This is a genomic window from Flavobacterium weaverense (genome assembly GCF_003688495.1).
In the GTDB taxonomy this organism is placed as follows: Bacteria; Bacteroidota; Bacteroidia; order Flavobacteriales; family Flavobacteriaceae; genus Flavobacterium; species Flavobacterium weaverense.
Genome location: NZ_REFH01000009.1, coordinates 342,352 through 360,245, shown reverse-complemented (window position 1 = coordinate 360,245; position 17,894 = coordinate 342,352). Strand labels below are relative to the sequence as shown.

Here is a 17,894-nt window from a genome sequence, read left to right as displayed (position 1 = left end):
GTGCTCAGTAACATAAGTCACACATGCGATTTAAATCCTATTATTTTTTAAACATTGAATTACAGTGGATTTGAATTTTAGTTTTTTATTAGTGATGTATTTGTAAAATGAGCTATCAATTTATATAGTCACTTTCATTGCTTTACCGCTTCCTTTTATTGAAAATGCGTTCTATCTTTGTGAAAAAATAAAATATGGAAATGATTTTTCAAACGTGGCCATGGTACGTTTCAGGATTAATAATAGGATTGATTATGCTTTGCTTAATTTATTTTGGAAAAACGTTTGGTATGTCTTCTAATTTGCGATCGTTATGTTCGATTGCTGGATTAGGTAAAAAAGTATCCTTTTTTGACTTTGACTGGAAAGCGCAGCGTTGGAATTTAGTGGTTGTTTTAGGAGCCATGTTAGGTGGATTTGTTGCTGTCAATTTCATGAGTGATCCTTCAAATGTATCTATAAATCCTCAGACTATAGAACAATTAGCTGAAATGGGAATTGATGCTCCCAACGGTAAATTAATGCCACAAGCACTTTTTGGAACAGAAATTTTACAGTCACCTAAGATTATAGCAATCTTATTAATTGGTGGTCTTTTAATTGGTTTTGGATCACGGTATGCTGGAGGTTGTACATCAGGTCATGCGATTTCTGGTTTAAGTAATTTACAAATTCCTTCTTTGAAAGCAGTAATTGGGTTCTTTGTTGGTGGTTTAATTATGGCACATTTTTTATTGCCATTACTTCTAAGCTAATAATACTTCAGTAGTCAAATTTTAAACATTAGAAAACAAAGCATGAAAAATATATTAAAATACTTAGTAGTTGGATTTATTTTTGGAATAGTCCTAACCAAATCAGAAGCTGTTTCGTGGTATCGAATCTACGAGATGTTCCAATTTCAATCGTTTCACATGTACGGAATTATTTCTGTAGCAATTTTGGTAGGAGTGATTGGGATCCAGCTGATCAAAAGAAAAAATATTAAAGACATTAAAGGAGAACCAATAGTAATTGAAGACAAAGAAAAAGGTTCCGCTCGTTATTGGATTGGTGGAATATTATTTGGATTGGGTTGGGCATTAGTTGGTTCATGCCCAGGACCAATATTTATATTGATAGGAGCAGGATTTTGGACTGTTTTTATAGTGCTTTTTGGAGCACTTTTAGGTACTTATTTATATGGATTACTAAAGAATAAATTACCTCACTAGACATCATAAATTCAAAATTTTTGTGAATCAATATGTTAAAATAGTAGATAAAAAGCTGCATTTTCTTCGGAAATTGCAGCTTTTTTTGTTTGATAATAAAATACTTGTAGATACAAACTCTCGTTCTTTCTATCTAGAAGTCAAGGAATACAAAACAGTACTGCACTCAACTCCTTTAATAAAATTAGTCACTGCTCTATTCAATGAAATAGTTTTCGTCGCTTAAGCGAGCAGATTATTTATGTTGTTTTTTTGAATCGACACTCCTATTATCGTCTTCTGCTAAATTTCCCTTTTATGATAATTTGTTTTAAGTTTCAGTTCACTTAGAATACAATTTTACGATCCTGATTTTATTAAGGTCTACGCAAGAAAGTTACTGTACAGATTTTTCTAAATGCAAAATAAATGCAATAAATATCTTCCGATTCTAAATCTAATATATTATTCGTTTTAAATCTACTAGCATATTGTAATAAATAACTTAATTAAAACTATATTTTTCAAAAAAAATGCAGTTATTTTTTTTATTTGCAAAAAATATTCAAATTATTCAATTTTAGTTTTATATTTGAAATTATTAAACTAACCACCATGAAAAAAAACTAATTATGAATCGTAAACTATTAACACTGTTTTTGTTGGGTTGTATGTCGCTATCCACAAAAGCACAAGAAGTTTCCACAAAAGCACAAGTTTCAGATAAGCAGATTAACCAGCAGCTTATTTCAGGAAAAGTAATCAGCCAAGTGGATGGATTGCCTATTATAAGTGCAACAATTTATGTTAAAGGGAATAGGAATTTTTCAACTGTAACAGATGAGCAGGGTTTTTTTACGCTGAAATTACCGCAGGATAAATCGACTTTAATAGTTAGCTATATGGGATTTGACAATAAAGAAGTCAATATTTCAGCTAATGAAAAGGATTTGGTGGTTTCTTTAATCGAAGCAGAAAACATGCTTAACCAAGTTATCATAACAGCATTAGGTGTAAAAAAATCAACCAAGGCAGTTACAAATTCGGTTACAGAGCTAAAAGGAACAGATTTCGCAAAGTCAAAAGAGGTAAGTATCGCTAATGCTTTAGTTGGAAAAATTGCTGGTGTAAATGCCACTAGCACTTCCACGGGTGCAAATGGATCAAGCCGTGTTGTTATTAGAGGTAACGGTTCATTAAACGGAAATAACCAGCCCATGTATGTGGTGAATGATTTGCCATTAGACAATACGCAATTAAATCTTCCAATGATAGGTAATGGAGAGCGAATGAACGTGGATAGAGGCGATGGTATTTCAGGAATTAATCCAGATGATATTAAGAGCATAACAATCTTAAAAGGAGGAACTGCTGCTGCGCTTTATGGATCTATGGCTGCTAATGGTGTGATATTGATTCGAACTAAAACAGGAACTGCACAAAAAGGAATAGGAGTGGAGTACAACTCAAATTATACTGTTGAAACACCTTCCATAAAACCAGATTGGCAGTATGAATATGGACAAGGACAGCTAGGTATGAAACCCGTTACTGAAGCAGAAGCTCTTGCTACTGGTCGCTGGTCTTGGGGTGCTAAAATTGACGGAAGCGATGTGATTCAATTTGATGGAGTGAAAAGACCTTATGTTGCACAACGAAATAACATAAAGAACTTTTATAGAATGGGAGAAACTTTTACAAATACGCTAGCTCTTACTGGAGGAAGCGAAATTGCAACCGGAAGATTATCCTTTTCAAATATGGAAAATAAAAGTATTGTTCCTAACTCTGAATTTAATAGAAAGACCATAAATCTAGCTTCTGAATTAAATTTAACGAGTTGGTTGCACCTTGATGCCGTAGTACAATATAATAATGAGCAATCAAATAATAGACCAACGGTATCTGACGCCGAGTCGAATCCGAACTGGGGAACATATATGATTGCAAATACGGTTGATATAAGAAGTTTAGGTAATGGTTATGATGAAAACGGAATAGAGATGCCATGGAATCCAGTTCCTATTGCTTCTAATCCACTTTTTGTTGTTAATAAAATAAAAAATTACGACACTAAAGACCGCTTTATAAGTATGTTAAATTTGAAAGTTAATGTAACTCCAGAATTATTTTTGCAAGGTAGGGTAGGACAAGATTTGACTAACTATAAATTCTTTGGTTATTTACCCTTAACTACGTTGAATAATCCTATTGGTTACGTTCAAAGTAACAAAGTGAATTTGATAAATCGTAATTCTGAACTTTCTTTAAACTACAATAAAAAGGATATTTATAAAGATATTTCATTGAATGCAATTGTGGGATTAAATTCTAAGACAAATCTTAGGGACGAAGAGGCAGTAAATGGCTCTGGTATGACACTTCCTGACTTTTATTCTCTTTCTAATTTTTCCACTTTGAACTACAGTTATCCTTATGGAAAAACAAAAACAAATTCAGTTTATGGTGCTTTAGATCTAGACTATAAAAACTTGGTATATTTGTCATTAACGGGTCGCCAAGACTGGTTTTCGACTCTATCTCCAGAGAACAATACTATATTTTATCCATCTGTAGGGACAAGTATTATTCTTTCAGAAATAGTACCAATGCCGTCATGGATTTCATTCGCAAAATTAAGAAGTTCATGGGCTCAAGTAGGTGGAGCAACACCAGAACCTTATGTTTTAAATAACTCGTATTCTGTTAGACAAGGAGGTCATATTGGTCAACAATTACAAGGTTTAACGGGAACTAGAGTAGCAAATTCAGGTTTAAGTCCATTAACCTCAACTACTATTGAAATTGGTACAGACCTATCTTTTTTCAATAATAAATTATACTTAGATTTTGCTTGGTACAATAGAGCAACAACTAATGATATTGTTGAATCTACGATATCTCCAGCATCTGGTTTTAATTCTGCTTTGTTAAACATCGGTAAAATGAGAAATAAAGGTATCGAACTTTTATTAAGCGCTAAAGCAATTCGTACGGACAATTTTTCTTGGGAAACCAGCATTAACGGTTCTTATAATAAAAATGTCGTGGAATCACTTGCTGAAGATGTAGAATCGCTTACAATGGCTAGTTCTGTTAATGGTTATGTTACAATTACCAGTGATGTCGGAGGTCCTTACAGTATTATAAAAGGATACAAGCCTTTACTAGATGCTAGCGGTAATAAAGTGTATAATGTCTCAGGAGGTTCAGCAACACTTGTTCAAGGTCCTTTAGAGAAATTGGGAGAGGGTGTACACCCAGTGGGAATAGGTTTCAACAATGATTTTAAATATAAAAATTTCAATTTTAGTTTTCTTATAGATGGAAAATTTGGAGGAAGTTTATATTCAGGAACAAATCTTTACGGAACACGTATGGGATTGACAAAACTTACTCTTGATGGAAGAGAATCAGGATTGCCAATTTCAGGGGTTGATAGAAGTGGAAACCCAGTAAATATGACAATCGCTCCAGCTGACTTAAGAACGTACTACGACGGTTTTAGAAATATTTCTTCTGAATTTGTTTACGATGCTAGCTTTGTAAAGTTGAGACAAGTTATTTTAGGATATCAACTGCCATTAGAGAAAATTTCATTTTTGTCTAAAGTTAATTCGATTACTGTTTCATTCGTAGCAAGAAATTTATTCATTTTATATAAGAAAACGCCTGGTATTGACCCTGAGTCTGTATTTAGTGCAGGAAATGCGCAAGGTGTAGAACAATTTGGCGTACCAAGAACCAGGAGTTATGGTTTAAACCTAAGTGTTAAGTTGTAATTGAATTAAGAAAAAATAGATTTAAAATTTTAAAAAAATGAAAAGAACAATTTTATATATTACAAGTGTTTTTGTGCTAAGCATGACCTCTTGTACAAAAGATTTTGAGGAGATTAACACAAACCCAAATACTGTGGAGAATGCTAATCCTAATTTTTTATTTAGTTCATCGCAATTAGATGCATTCAATAATAATTATTTTTACACTTCTGTGTTGGAGTGTGGAGGTCTAGTACAGCATTATGCTACTTATAAAGAGGCTTCGGGAGTGGGAGACAAGTATTTAGACAATTCAGTTTATTATAATCCTTATTTTAATTTAACTTACGTGACTGCCGTTAATGAAGTGGCAATGGCTGCGAGACTTTTTAGTGTAAAACCTGAGGATAGCAATAAGTTTACAATAGCAAGGATTTGGAAAGCGTATATTTTTCATAGAATAACGGATTTGTATGGTGATGTTCCCTATTTTGATGCTTCGAAAGGCTCAACTGATTTAGTGTTCACACCAAAATATGATAGTCAAGAGAGCATTTATAAGGATTTATTAAAAGAGTTAGATGAAGCGGCTCTAGCATTAGACCCTGCTAAACCTAGTCTTGGGAGCGCTGATTTAATTTACCAAGGTGATGTCACTAAATGGAAAAAGTTTTCTTATTCTTTAATGTTGCGTTTAGGATTGCGTTTGTCAAAGGTGGATCCGGCATTGTCTAAAGCTTGGGTGCAAAAAGCAATTGCAGGAGGAGTAATTCTTAACGGTGACGATAATGCACTTTTGAAATATACAAACGGACCCAAAGATTTTAATAAAAACCCAGCTGCCTTAGATAGCAGAATAAATGATTTTTCTGCGAATTCATTTGGACAGAAGAATACTGAGGGAGGAAAGCTAGCTAAAACGTTCATTGATGTTCTAAAAGCAACTTCAGATCCAAGAATTAGCGTTTACTCCGGTGTTTGGGTTGGTACAAATCAGGATAATAGTCCTGCTATTCAAAAAGGTTTTCCTAATGGATTAAAAAATGCTCCGTCAGCAGCAGATCAAGGAACTTATTCGGAACCAAATCAACAAACAGTATTCCGTTTGGATGCACCGTTAGTAATCCTTAGTAATGCTGAAACTCATTTATATATGGCAGAAGCGGCAGCAAGGGGATGGTTTACAGGTGATACAGATAAAAACTTATTTGAGAATGCAGTAAAAGCTTCGTTCTTAAATGCAGGGATTTATGGTTCTAGTCACGCTATAAATAATGCAACTCCATATTTACTTGCTAATCCGTACAATGTTGCGGGAAGTTTTGATGCCAAAATGAATCAAATTCATACTCAAGTTTGGATTGCTCTATTCATAGATGAGCAAGAAGTATACGCAAACTGGAGGAGAACTGGATATCCTATTTTAACACCAGTAAATTTTCCTGGAAATGTTACGAATGGAGTGATACCAAGAAGATTAAAATATCCTTCTACGGAGGCTGCAGTTAACACAAAAAGTTATACTGATGCAGTAGCGCGTCAAGGTGCAGATACGTTTACAACCAAAATGTGGTGGGACAAATAAAATATAAAATATGAGCATTGTAATTCTTATTGGATGTATTCTTTTTTTGGTTTTGCTAATCACAAGCTTTAAAATAAATCCGTTTATAGCTTTTATAGTTACATCATTATTAGCAGGTCTACTTTTAGGCCTGCCAGTAATGACAATCACCCAAACTGTTCAAAAAGGAATGGGAGATATGCTGGGTGCCGTCACTTTGATCATTGTTTTAGGAGCCTGTATCGGTAAATTGACTTCTACCTCTGGAGCTGCGACAGTTATCGCCAATTCGATAATGAAAAAGACTGGCAAAAAATATGTGCGAACAGGATTAATGATTACCGGATTTATAGTAGGTATTCCATTATTTTATAGCGTGGGATTTGTGCTTTTAGTTCCGTTGATTTTTTCAGTTGCCCATCAATTCAAATTGCCTAGAGTGTATATCGCAATTCCCATGTTAGCTTCTCTATCAGTGGCGCATGGATTTTTGCCACCGCATCCTTCTCCTATGGCTTTGACTAAAATGCTTGATGCCGACTTAGGTTTAGTTTTAATTTATGGACTTATTATTTCGATTCCTACTATCTTGATTGCAGGATTGTTTTTCTCCAATTTTTTGAAAAATATAAAATCTTTGCCAGGAGAATCCGCATTTTCATTTAGTGAAACTTCTGTATCAGCAGACCAGCAACCAAGTTTTATTGTGAGTATTTTGTCATCCTTGTTTCCTGTATTTCTTTTAAGTGCAACTTCCATAATTCCTTTTATAATTAAAAATCAAGATGTAAAAGTTGCATGTGAAATCATTGGTGATCCTGTAATTGCAATGCTAATTTCCTTGATTTTATGTACGTACACTTTAGGATTAAAGCTCGGTAAAAACATGAAAAGCATCATGGAGGATTATGGATCTGCTATTAAGGAAATTGCGCTGATTTTATTAATTATTGGTGGAGCAGGAAGCTTAAAAGAAGTCATGATGGTAAGCGGAGTTAGTCAAGATATTGTAGATTATTTTCTGCAAGTAAATATCCATCCTTATTTGTTAGCTTGGCTTATTACGGCAATTGTTAGAGTAAGTATTGGCTCAGCAACCGCTGCTGGACTTATGACTGCTAGTGTTTTATTACCGCTGTTAGGCAATCATTCTGTAGATCCTAATTTGTTAGTTCTTTCCATAGGAGCTGGAAGTTTAATGTGCTCGCATGTAAACGATCCTGGCTTTTGGATGTTCAAAGAATATTTTAATGTCAGTCTAAAAGACACTTTTAAGTCATGGACGCTGATGGAATCATTTGTATCAATACTAGGTATTGTTTTTGTCTTTATTTTAAACATTTTTATACATTAATAGCATGAATTTATCACCACAAGAAAAATTTGAATCGTTATCATTAACCTTACCGCCCGCGCCAAAACCTCTTGGGATTTACAAGCCTTTTCTTGTTGATGGCAAATATTTATATGTCTCTGGTCACGGACCAGTACGGGATGATAAGTCATTAATAATTGGAAGAATTGGGGACGATTTGGATTCAGATGAAGGAAAATTAGCAGCTAGACAAGTTGGTTTAACAATTCTCTCAACTATTGTAACCAATTTTGGAAGTCTAAACGCAGTGAAAAGAGTTGTAAAGGTTTTTGGAATGGTGAACTGCAATTCTGAATTTTTGCAGCATCCGTACATTATCAATGGTTGCAGCGAATTATTTGCTGAAGTTTGGGGAACAGAAAACGGTATAGGAGTAAGAAGCGCCGTAGGGATGGGTTCGCTTCCAGACAATATTCCTGTTGAGGTTGAGGCATTATTCGAATTGTTTTAAAAGATCAAAAATGGTTGAAAATAAAATGAAATTGCTAACCATAGGAGAATTATTACTCCGAATGAGCACTACAAATGGTTTCCGATTTTCACAGACTAATGATTTTAGAGTTCAGATAGGTGGAGCTGAAGCAAATGTGTGTATTACTATCTCAGCTTGGAGTTGAAACTGAATTTTTAACTAGAATTCCAGCTAATGATTTGGCCACATTAGCAGTAAATGAATTAAAAAAATACAACGTAAATGTTTCTAATTGTAGTTTTGGCGGAGAGCGAATGGGTTTGTATTTTGTCGAAAACGGAAATCAAATTAGACAAACGCAAGTAATTTACGATCGAAGTAATTCTTCTTTCTCGACAATACAAAAAGAAGATGTTAATTGGCAGAAAGCATTCGAACAAGCAACTCATTTTCATTGGTCTGGAATTAGTCCTGCTATTTCTCAGAAAGCTGCAGAAGTTTGTAAACAGGGTATTTTGTTAGCGCATCAAAAAGGACTAGTAATTTCTTCTGACTTTAATTATCGAAGTAAATTATGGCAGTATGGAAAAAAACCGTCTGAAATTATGCCAGAATTACTGCAGTTTAGTAGAATTATAGTAGCTGATTTAGATGATGTAGAAATCTATTTTGGTATTAAAACCGATAAAAAAGAAAAAGACAGCCTGCGATTTGAAAAAGCCTATTTAGAATTAAAAAAACACATGCCGCACTTAGAAACTTTAGCGATGAGTTTTAGAAAATCAGAAGGTCTGACCCATATTTACTCAGCCATGTTGATGAATGATAATGTCATGTATGAATCACAGCAACATCAAATACATTTGGTTACGGATCAAATAGGTTCTGGAGATGCTTTTACTGCTGGTTTACTTTACGGTCTAATGAATAATCTGGAACCACAAGAAATTATAGAATGGGCAACGGCTTGTGGAGTCATAAAGCAAAGTGTGCCTGGAGATTTTGCTATTACGGGAATCGACGAGGTTAAGCATTTTTTGAAAGAAGGAGTCAGTAATAGAATAGGGAGATAATAAAAGAAAAAAATGTACGAAATATTAAAAAGACAGGGCGTTTTGCCGCTAATCACCCAAATCGATAGTCACATTGCTAAAATTGTTTTGCAAGCTGCAGCCGACTCTGGGATAAAAGCGATTGAGTATGCCGCAAGATCTGAAGACTCAAAAAGAGTTTTCGAAGAGATGATCGCCTTTAAGCAAGAAAATAAATTGGATATTAAAATATGCGTCGGTTCAATATTGTCTGTGGAGCAAGCAAAATTATATCATTCTCTAGGAGCAGATTGTATTGTTTGTCCGCATACAGATTCTGATATTGGAGCATATTGTATTGAAAATAAAGTATATTGGATTCCTGGCGCAGCAACGTTGAATGAGGTATTGAACGCAAATAAATTAGGTGCTGATATTGTCAAGCTTTTTCCAGCTGATGAGATTGGTGGTGCAAGTTATGTAAAGGCGATTCGCGCGCCGTTTCCAAATTTGAAGTTAATGCCAACAGGAGGCGTCACTTTAGACTTAGAAAATTTGAGAAAATGGTTTTCAGCGGGTGTCATTTGTGTTGGTGTAGGTTCACATTTGTTTTCGAAAAAAGAATTAGTGACTTTAACGTATGACACTGCTTTGTCTAAATTTAAAAATTTGATTGCCGTTATTGAAGAAGCACGAAATTAAAAGAGTATGAAAAATAATTGGTGGGAGATAGAATCAAGAATTTCAGTAGATACTCCGTTTTTAGCAGTATATAAAAATAGGGTTTTGGACAATATTGCTACTTTACTTTTAGGGGTTGCTCAAGATGTAGATAAGTTGCGTCCCCATGTGAAAACGCATAAGATGGGCGAAGTCCTGAATTTATTCAAAAATGTAGGGATAAAGAAAGTAAAGTGCGCTACAATTGCAGAAGCTGAATTATCGGCAATTCATAATATGGATGATATTCTTTTGGCTTATCAGCTAACGGGAGAAAAACAAAATAGATGGATACAATTGATTCAAAATTATCCTGAAAGTGTTTTTTCAACTGTAGTCGATTCATCAGATATCGCAGAACAATTATCTAATCTAGCAGTAAAAAATAATCTTATTTTGAACCTTTACGTCGATCTCAACACTGGAATGGATCGAACAGGTTTTGATTATAAAGAGGATTGGGAAACCTTAGTTTTGAAAATAGTAGCATTTCCTAACATTAGCTTTTTAGGTGTTCATATCTACGACGGTCATATAAAAGGGACCGTTAGGGAGCGTACTGAAAAAGCAGCGGAAATATTTCATCCGATTAATGAAAAAGTGAAAAATTTAGAAAAAAATATGGCTCGTAAGCTCAAAATTGTCGCTGGCGGCTCTAATACCTTTCCATTTTACTCACAGATTAATAATGTAGAATGCAGTCCTGGAACATTTGTTTTTTGGGATACCAATTATCAATTGCAACTCCCAGAGCAACAATTTGTTCCAGCAGCGGTAGTTGTTGCAACAGTAATATCAAAACCAACAGCTAAAACATTATGTATAGATCTTGGCTATAAAGCCGTAGCTTCTGAAAATGCATTAGACAAGAGAATTTTAATTCTTAATGATAAAAGTTTAATTCCTATATCGCATTCAGAGGAGCATTTAGTTCTAGAAAATACGGGACAAAATACGTATGCAATTGGTGACATTATGTATACTTTGCCGTATCACATTTGTCCAACATGTAATTTGTATGATACTGCGCAAATTGTAAATGAGGAAAGTTATATTAATGGGCAATGGTCTATCGAAGCTCGAAAAAGAAAAATTAATTTTTAAATAAAATCGGTATGTTTATTATAGATGCCCATCTTGATCTTAGCATGAATGCTATGGAATGGAATAGAGATATAAGATTGAACGTTGAAACCTTACGACTTTTAGAAAAAGGAATGACGGATAAACCAGATCGCGAGAGAGCCACTGTCTCTTTGCCAGACTTGCGCAAAGGAAATATAGGAATTGTTGTTGCTACCCAAATTGCGCGTTTCGTAAAACCAGGTACTTTAATTCCAGGTTGGAATTCGCCGCAGCAAGCTTGGGCTCAAACGCAAGGCCAACTGGCTTGGTACAGAGAAATGGAAGCCTTGGGCGAAATGAAGCAAATAACGAACAAGAAAACTTTGCAAGAACATCTTACTTTGTGGAATGATGATAAGCCTAATGATAAAAAAGCAATTGGCTATATTTTAAGCTTAGAAGGAGCAGATTCTATCGTTGATATTTCTTATTTAGAAAGAGCGTATAATGATGGTTTGAGAGCGATAGGACCGGCACATTATGGTCCAGGTCGTTATGCAAATGGAACCGATTCAACTGGTAGAATGAAGCAGAACGGAATTGAACTATTAAAAGAAATGGAACGCTTAAATATCATTTTGGACGCCACTCATTTGTGTGATGATGCTTTTTGGCAAGCTATGGATGTTTTTAATGGACCTATCTGGGCGAGCCACAACAATTGCAGAGCGCTAGTAAATCACAATCGGCAGTATGATGATGAGCAAATAAAAAGATTAATTGCTAAAGGTTCAGTTATTGGTGGTGCATTGGATGCGTGGATGATGGTTCCTAATTGGGTAAGAGGGGAATCTACACCGCTAGGAATGCAATGTAATTTAGAAGTCGCTTTTAAGCATATGGACCACATTTGCCAGTTGGCAGGAAATGCTAATCATATAGGTATTGGTTCAGATCTCGATGGCGCTTTCGGTACCGAGCAAACTCCATACGATTTAAATACAATTGCTGATTTACAGAAACTAGTTATGATTTTTAGAAATAATGGCTATTCAGAAGTGGATTTAAAGAAAATATTTCATCAAAACTGGATTGACTTTCTGATGAAACATTGGGATTAAATGAAGGTTAAACTTGGAACTGCTTTTAAATAGGATTGCAGTTTTTCGTGAGTGATATCAACTTCGGTGACGACGTAATCAACTTCGGATAAGTTGGCTATTTTCATTTTTTGAATTGTATTTAGTTTTTCTGAAATAGTAAGGATAGCACTTTTTGTGGAAGCTTGTAACATTGCTTTTTTTACTTGCACTGTTTCCCAATCTGAATCAGAAAATCCACCGTCGATATCTAAAGCATTCGTTCCTAAGATTAATAGATCCGCTTTGATATGAGCAAGTTGGGCATAGACGTCTCCACTGATTGTCATTTGGCTATAGGGAGAAATATAACCACCTATCATAATAGTTTTGATATTAGGTTTGTCTAATAACTCAACAGCTGATAAGACATTTACGGTAAAAATGGTAAGGTTTAATTCATCAGGAATCATTTTGATAAATTCGCGAATTGTTGTTCCGCCGCCAATTAGTAAAATCATACCATCTTTTACAAGACTTATGGTTTTTCTAGCAATTATTTGCTTGTGTTCATTAGCATAAGTTTCAGATGAAGAGGAGTGGTGGTATGATTTAGTCATAGCTCCTCCCTTTACTTTAATCACTAAAGAATCTGATTCAAGTTCATTAATATCTCGTCTGATAGTGTCTTCAGATACAAAAAGTTGAACAGCAAGTGCGTCAAAGCTAACGCGAGTGTGTAGATTTATTAATTTTAAAATATAATTCTTACGTTCCTCTTTAGTATAATTTGCAATTTCCGTTGCTATCATTGTGATTTATTTGTAACAAATATAATACTATTTCATTTTGACATCAAATAAAAAGAGTCTTAGCTTTTAAAAATCAGTGTAGAAGGAATGTTTCTAAGTTTTTTAACTAGATGCTATTTTTTTGCATTTAAAAAACAGTATTAAATTAATTTATTTAAAATCATGAAAAAAACCATCATATTACTAGCATTATTTGTTTTCAATTTTGCCAGCGCTCAAAAGGGATCAACTATAATTCCGGCTCCCAACTTCTACCAAGCAACTGGAGATAGTGTTGCTATAAATGGACCGGTCAAAATAATTTTTGAGAAGAATGTTTCTAGCGCAAGTGAAAAGAAATCAGCGCAAATTATGGAACGAATTTTTAATGCTAAATCTAATAAAAAAGGCAAAGCATTTAAGGTTTATATTTCAACGATAGACGAATCGGTTACTAATATAGAAGGTTATAAATTGACTGTTTCTAAAGATGGAATTAGAATTTCTGGAAAAGGCAAAGGCCTGTTTTATGCCGTTCAAAGCATTTTACAAATGTTGCCTAATGATGGTATTTTAAAATTACCTTCCGTAATTATTAAAGATGAGCCTAGATATTCATACAGAGGATTACATCTAGACGTGAGCAGACATTTTTTTTCTAAAGATGTTATTAAAGAAATTATTTCCCAAATGGCATTTTACAAACTGAATAATTTTCATTGGCATTTGACAGATGATCAAGGCTGGCGCATCGAAATCAAAAAATATCCAAAATTGACAGAAATTGGATCAAAAAGAGCACAAACTTTAGTTGGAAATAAATTTGAGCGTTTTCCATTATTTTTTGATGGAAATCCATACGGTGGCTTTTATACGCAAGAAGAAATTAAGGAAGTCGTTCAATTTGCAACAGAAAGACATGTAAATGTAATACCAGAAATAGAGATGCCTGGTCATGCTTCTGCGGCTGTAGCCGCTTATCCTTCATTAGCGTGCTTTCCTTCTAATGATTTTACAGTTATTGAAACATGGGGCGTTTTTGAGGATGTTTTTTGCGCAGGAAAAGAAGAAACTTTTGAGTTTTTAGAGGATGTTCTTGAAGAAGTATTAGCACTTTTTCCAAGTACATATATTCATATTGGTGGTGATGAGTGTCCAAAAACAAGATGGAAAGTTTGCCCCAATTGTCAGAAAAGAATAAAAGAATTAGGGTTAAAGGACGAACATGAATTGCAAAGTTATTTTATCAAAAGAATAGAGAAATCGCTAAATGCAAAAGGAAGACAAATCTTTGGTTGGGACGAAATTTTAGAAGGTGGGCTTGCGCCAAATGCAGCGGTAATGTCATGGCGTGGAGAACAAGGAGGAATTGCTGCGGCAAAGCAAAAGCATCCTGTAATTATGACTCCTGAAGATTACGTTTATTTTGATCATAATCAAGGGTTTTCTTTAAATGAACCCTTAAGTGTTGGTCGATTGACTACCACAGAAGAAGTTTACAATTATAATCCAACTCCAGTGGATAGTTTGACGGTTGATGAACAAAAATATATTGTGGGAGTTCAAGCAAATTTATGGTCGGAATATCTTACGAGTCCTGCAAAGTTAAACTATATGCTCTATCCAAGAGTTTTTGCCTTGGCCGAAATTGCGTGGACAAATACTGCAAATAAGAATTACGATAACTTTACTTTACAGGCTGTACCACATCATTTAAGTAAATTGGAAAAGAATAAAACCTTGTATAGAGTTCCATCGCCATATAAGTCTAAAGATACCGCAATGGTGGCATCACGATATATTTTAGATTTGGAACCAAGTATTAAGAATGGTAAAATATTTTATTCAATTGATGGATTTAATCCCGATCAGACAAGTGTTTTATATAAAAATCCAGTAAGTATTACAATTCCGAAAGGCGAGTATAGAACAATAAAAACAGTCCAAATAAGTGAATCTGGTCTAGAAAGTTCAATCACTAAAACGTTAGTTAAAAATTCTGAAATTATGAAAGCTTTAAAAATAAAGCCTAAAAAACAAGGTTTGAAATATGATTATTATCAAGCGTTCTTTAACCAGACAAATGAAATTGATTTTGCAAAGCCTAAACGTTCTGGAATTTACACCGATGTAATTAGCATTAACTCATTTAAGCAAAAAGAGATTCGCTACTTCGGGTTAAAACTGAATGGATATATTTACATTCCGGAAACTGCAAATTATACTTTCTCTTGCATTGCAGACGATGGAGCCAAAATTATAATTGGTGATGAAGTAATTGTTGATAATGATGGTAGACATTGGATAAATGAAGCTTTTGGAGCAGCTTATCTAGAAAAAGGTTATCATAAGATTTCCATATCGTATTTTGATGCCGCAGGAAGTGCTGCATTGCAATGCTTTATAAAACAAGAAGGCGAGAACAAACAAGAAATTAGCCATTCAGATTTATTTTATGAATAGGATTTATTGAGGTGCACAGTACGTTTTGAAATTGTGTTTTTTTCAATCTAAATTTTACGAGCGTAAAGCTGCATATTCTAAAGAATTTGCAGCTTTTTTTTATTTAATTTTAAAATACCTATGACTATTAAATACTGTGCTACTAAGTATGTTAGCATTATAAGAAAGGAGCTGTATTGCAGTGGTGCACAAAATTTATCAAATGCTAAAAGACTGTCTGATGCCACAAAAATTAATGCTCCAATAAAAATATACGTGTTCGCAGGTTTTTCCCAATTCATAAAACCTTTCAGCGCAAACAATAACATGATTGAAATTGTCATTGCATAAATAAATACAGGTAGAATTAGTTCGCCAAGATTTGGCATTAAAATTAGCATTATGGCTATCAAGTAAACAATAATAGCTGTGATTCCTATCCAATAAATAATCTTGCTTTTCTTTAAATATATTTTTAGTTGCTTATTGAACAGTAGAATAAAGAATATATGTGATAGTAGAAAAGCAAAAAGTCCACCCACAAAATAGATTTCTGATTTATTAGAAAATAATAATATAATATCTCCAATCCATGAAAAAACTAAGGCAATCAAAAGGATCTTTTTGCTTTTAAAGTTATCGTGAAAGTATACTGCTACAATTAGAAAAGGAATCAAAAATGGTTTTAGAAAAGATGTAATATCATCTCTTCCTAAAAGAGTTAAAATCAAATAAAAGATACAGAAACCTATAAAGCTTTTTAAAATGATAGTAGTTTTCATAAAATTTTTTGAGTTTGGGTTTGTAACACTTTTGATTTTTGAAAATTAGTAGTTGTAAAGTATAAAGTAATAAAAAGAGACAAAATAAGATAACCGATAATGATAGAGGTTGCAAAAGGAAAGGAAGCATCAATACCAAACCAGTCTCCAAAGTAAATTATTAATCCAATACCAAATACAAAACGTAGACTTTCCCAAGCAAGTGAAATTTTTCGCGCATCCATTAACTCTGTATAACTGTAAACACTGAGAAAAATAAAAGCTCCGTAAATAAATACATTTGGCAATCCTATTACTGCAATTGAATTGTACATATACGTAATCAATAGTAAAGTGAAAGCAGCTTGGAAAATAGACCAGTACATTAACTTTTTTGAATATTGAAATCCATATTTTTCAAAATTATAAACATCAGTTATTTTTGCTACTGGATACTTAGTTTCGAAATTTTCTGGTCGCCAGCCGGTTGGTTTAAACCAAATCATAAATTTGTCTTGCCACTTTTCAGCGCGCCAAGCATCTGTAATTAATAATCCTAAATGCTGAAAATTGATGCGAATGGGGTTCCAAGTTCGTGCAGGTCTTGTAATGCCATAAACGGGAGGAACAGCATCTAACTCTTCTTGAAAAGTGCCAAATAATTTATCCCAAAAAATAAATATTTGTGAATGATTTTTATCCATGTATTCTGGATTTATCGCATGATGCACTCTATGATGAGAAGGGGAAACTAAAATATTTTCAAGAAAACCTATTTTTTTGATATGCTTGGTATGATACCAAAATTGCAAAAATAGATGTATTGGAATTGTGATTGCAATAACTTTGGCGGGAACGCCTATAACTGCAGCCGGAATTAAAAGGAAAGTAAATAGATTAACAAAGCTAGAAACAGTCTGGCGTAAAGCACAAGCCAAATTAAATTCTTCGCTACTGTGATGAATCGCATGTTTATTCCATAAAAAATTGATTTGGTGCGATAGACGATGACTCCAGTAACCATAGAAATCGATAACTATAAAACCTATCAAGTAGGTTAGGAATGTTGCATCTAACTGGAATAAAGCAATCTTGGAAACAATCCAGTCATATGAAATTAGTGTAATACTAATGCCCAAAACATCTTTTACGGAATTTACCATTCCAGAGCTTACACTTGAAACAGAATCCATATTAGGAGAAGAATCTTCTCCTTTGTAATGTCCGTAAATTTTCTCAATAATTATTAAGATTAAAAAAATAGGCATTACAAAAACCAGAATTTTTCCATATTCTTCCATAAAAAAAACACTTTCTTTTATCAAATATAGGATAAAAGAGAGTGTTTTATAATTATTTACAGTAAATTATTTCTCGAAAAGGAGCTCTAAATTTTTAAATTATCTCAGCATTTAATCCTGCTTCTAATAATTGCGTGCATTGTGGTTTTAATTTTTCAAATGTACCTGTTTTTACGGTGCATTTTCCATTGTAATGTATAATAAGAGAACATTGTTCTGCTTGTTCAGGAGTATGCTCGCAAACACGCATTAAAGTCTCTATTACGTGGTCAAATGTATTCACATCATCATTGTAAACTATGATTTCGTTGTCTAATTGAACAGCCTCTTTGACACTTACTCGCTCTCTTACTTTTTCTTTAGTACTCATTTTGTATTGTTTATACTTTCGTAATTAAT

General features: G+C 33.7%; 16 protein-coding genes. 12 read left to right on the top strand and 4 right to left on the bottom strand.

Annotated features, from left to right (window positions below):
- Window positions 1-194: 194 nt before the first annotated feature.
- The 11 genes from BC961_RS08375 to BC961_RS08330 all read left to right on the top strand — a co-directional run bounded on the left by BC961_RS08375 (window position 195) and on the right by BC961_RS08330 (window position 12,242).
- Complete coding sequence (locus tag BC961_RS08375; protein WP_121925401.1) at window positions 195-755, top strand: YeeE/YedE family protein; 561 nt, start codon at window positions 195-197, stop codon at window positions 753-755.
- 42 nt (window positions 756-797) lie between these two features.
- Window positions 798-1,214 (top strand): DUF6691 family protein, encoded by a 417-nt coding sequence (locus BC961_RS08370; protein WP_121925400.1) that lies wholly within the window; start codon window positions 798-800, stop codon window positions 1,212-1,214.
- A 611-nt stretch (window positions 1,215-1,825) separates the two neighbouring features.
- On the top strand, window positions 1,826-4,975 hold the full coding sequence (locus tag BC961_RS08365; RefSeq protein ID WP_121925399.1) for a SusC/RagA family TonB-linked outer membrane protein: 3,150 nt from the start codon (window positions 1,826-1,828) through the stop codon (window positions 4,973-4,975).
- Window positions 4,976-5,012: 37 nt separating this feature from the next.
- Window positions 5,013-6,539, top strand: coding sequence for a SusD/RagB family nutrient-binding outer membrane lipoprotein (locus BC961_RS08360; RefSeq protein ID WP_121925398.1), 1,527 nt, complete (start codon window positions 5,013-5,015; stop codon window positions 6,537-6,539).
- Window positions 6,540-6,549: 10 nt separating this feature from the next.
- The gene (locus tag BC961_RS08355) at window positions 6,550-7,872 is read left to right on the top strand and encodes a GntP family permease (RefSeq protein WP_121925397.1); all 1,323 of its coding nucleotides are present in this window, start codon (window positions 6,550-6,552) and stop codon (window positions 7,870-7,872) included.
- A gap of 4 nt (window positions 7,873-7,876) precedes the next feature.
- Window positions 7,877-8,344, top strand: coding sequence for a RidA family protein (locus BC961_RS08350; RefSeq protein WP_121925396.1), 468 nt, complete (start codon window positions 7,877-7,879; stop codon window positions 8,342-8,344).
- Window positions 8,345-8,354: 10 nt separating this feature from the next.
- Entirely contained in the window at window positions 8,355-8,510 is a 156-nt protein-coding gene (locus BC961_RS14825) for a hypothetical protein (RefSeq protein WP_245980858.1), read from the top strand.
- A complete protein-coding gene (locus tag BC961_RS08345; RefSeq protein WP_245980857.1) occupies window positions 8,479-9,378 on the top strand; it encodes a sugar kinase in 900 nt (299 codons plus the stop codon). The genes BC961_RS14825 and BC961_RS08345 overlap by 32 nt, the downstream gene beginning before the upstream one ends.
- Window positions 9,379-9,390: 12 nt before the next feature.
- Window positions 9,391-10,038, top strand: coding sequence for a bifunctional 4-hydroxy-2-oxoglutarate aldolase/2-dehydro-3-deoxy-phosphogluconate aldolase (locus tag BC961_RS08340; protein ID WP_121925395.1), 648 nt, complete (start codon window positions 9,391-9,393; stop codon window positions 10,036-10,038).
- Window positions 10,039-10,044: 6 nt separating this feature from the next.
- Window positions 10,045-11,160 carry a D-TA family PLP-dependent enzyme gene (locus tag BC961_RS08335; RefSeq protein ID WP_121925394.1) on the top strand — a complete coding sequence of 372 codons (1,116 nt, stop codon included), beginning with the start codon at window positions 10,045-10,047 and terminating at the stop codon, window positions 11,158-11,160.
- Window positions 11,161-11,171: 11 nt separating this feature from the next.
- Window positions 11,172-12,242 carry a dipeptidase gene (locus BC961_RS08330; protein WP_121925393.1) on the top strand — a complete coding sequence of 357 codons (1,071 nt, stop codon included), beginning with the start codon at window positions 11,172-11,174 and terminating at the stop codon, window positions 12,240-12,242.
- Here the strand turns inward: BC961_RS08330 and BC961_RS08325 are convergent.
- Window positions 12,239-13,012, bottom strand: a complete 774-nt coding sequence (locus tag BC961_RS08325) for a DeoR/GlpR family DNA-binding transcription regulator (protein ID WP_121925392.1) — start codon at window positions 13,010-13,012, stop codon at window positions 12,239-12,241. The genes BC961_RS08330 and BC961_RS08325 overlap by 4 nt on opposite strands.
- A gap of 162 nt (window positions 13,013-13,174) precedes the next feature.
- On the opposite strand from BC961_RS08325, the gene BC961_RS08320 reads away from it, so the two are divergent.
- Window positions 13,175-15,454 carry a family 20 glycosylhydrolase gene (locus tag BC961_RS08320; protein ID WP_121925391.1) on the top strand — a complete coding sequence of 760 codons (2,280 nt, stop codon included), beginning with the start codon at window positions 13,175-13,177 and terminating at the stop codon, window positions 15,452-15,454.
- A 77-nt stretch (window positions 15,455-15,531) separates the two neighbouring features.
- Here BC961_RS08320 and BC961_RS08315 read toward each other — a convergent pair whose 3' ends face one another.
- The 3 genes from BC961_RS08315 to BC961_RS08305 form a co-directional block, all read right to left on the bottom strand.
- Window positions 15,532-16,215: a lysoplasmalogenase gene (locus BC961_RS08315; protein WP_121925390.1), complete on the bottom strand. Its 684-nt coding sequence runs from the start codon at window positions 16,213-16,215 to the stop codon at window positions 15,532-15,534.
- Entirely contained in the window at window positions 16,212-17,495 is a 1,284-nt protein-coding gene (locus BC961_RS08310; protein ID WP_121925389.1) for a sterol desaturase family protein, read from the bottom strand. The genes BC961_RS08315 and BC961_RS08310 overlap by 4 nt, the downstream gene beginning before the upstream one ends.
- A 94-nt stretch (window positions 17,496-17,589) precedes the next feature.
- A complete protein-coding gene (locus BC961_RS08305) occupies window positions 17,590-17,865 on the bottom strand; it encodes an ATP-dependent Clp protease adaptor ClpS (protein WP_121925388.1) in 276 nt (91 codons plus the stop codon).
- Window positions 17,866-17,894: the final 29 nt, after the last annotated feature.

Coding starts and splice junctions, on each gene's coding strand:
- BC961_RS08375 (WP_121925401.1), top strand. CDS start 195: ATGGAAATGATTTTTCAAACGTGGCCATGGTACGTTTCAGGATTAATA.
- BC961_RS14825 (WP_245980858.1), top strand. CDS start 8,355: ATGGTTGAAAATAAAATGAAATTGCTAACCATAGGAGAATTATTACTC.
- BC961_RS08360 (WP_121925398.1), top strand. CDS start 5,013: ATGAAAAGAACAATTTTATATATTACAAGTGTTTTTGTGCTAAGCATG.
- BC961_RS08305 (WP_121925388.1), bottom strand. CDS start 17,865: ATGAGTACTAAAGAAAAAGTAAGAGAGCGAGTAAGTGTCAAAGAGGCT.
- BC961_RS08350 (WP_121925396.1), top strand. CDS start 7,877: ATGAATTTATCACCACAAGAAAAATTTGAATCGTTATCATTAACCTTA.
- BC961_RS08315 (WP_121925390.1), bottom strand. CDS start 16,215: ATGAAAACTACTATCATTTTAAAAAGCTTTATAGGTTTCTGTATCTTT.
- BC961_RS08340 (WP_121925395.1), top strand. CDS start 9,391: ATGTACGAAATATTAAAAAGACAGGGCGTTTTGCCGCTAATCACCCAA.
- BC961_RS08355 (WP_121925397.1), top strand. CDS start 6,550: ATGAGCATTGTAATTCTTATTGGATGTATTCTTTTTTTGGTTTTGCTA.
- BC961_RS08345 (WP_245980857.1), top strand. CDS start 8,479: ATGTGTGTATTACTATCTCAGCTTGGAGTTGAAACTGAATTTTTAACT.
- BC961_RS08320 (WP_121925391.1), top strand. CDS start 13,175: ATGAAAAAAACCATCATATTACTAGCATTATTTGTTTTCAATTTTGCC.
- BC961_RS08330 (WP_121925393.1), top strand. CDS start 11,172: ATGTTTATTATAGATGCCCATCTTGATCTTAGCATGAATGCTATGGAA.
- BC961_RS08365 (WP_121925399.1), top strand. CDS start 1,826: ATGAATCGTAAACTATTAACACTGTTTTTGTTGGGTTGTATGTCGCTA.
- BC961_RS08335 (WP_121925394.1), top strand. CDS start 10,045: ATGAAAAATAATTGGTGGGAGATAGAATCAAGAATTTCAGTAGATACT.
- BC961_RS08310 (WP_121925389.1), bottom strand. CDS start 17,495: ATGGAAGAATATGGAAAAATTCTGGTTTTTGTAATGCCTATTTTTTTA.
- BC961_RS08370 (WP_121925400.1), top strand. CDS start 798: ATGAAAAATATATTAAAATACTTAGTAGTTGGATTTATTTTTGGAATA.
- BC961_RS08325 (WP_121925392.1), bottom strand. CDS start 13,012: ATGATAGCAACGGAAATTGCAAATTATACTAAAGAGGAACGTAAGAAT.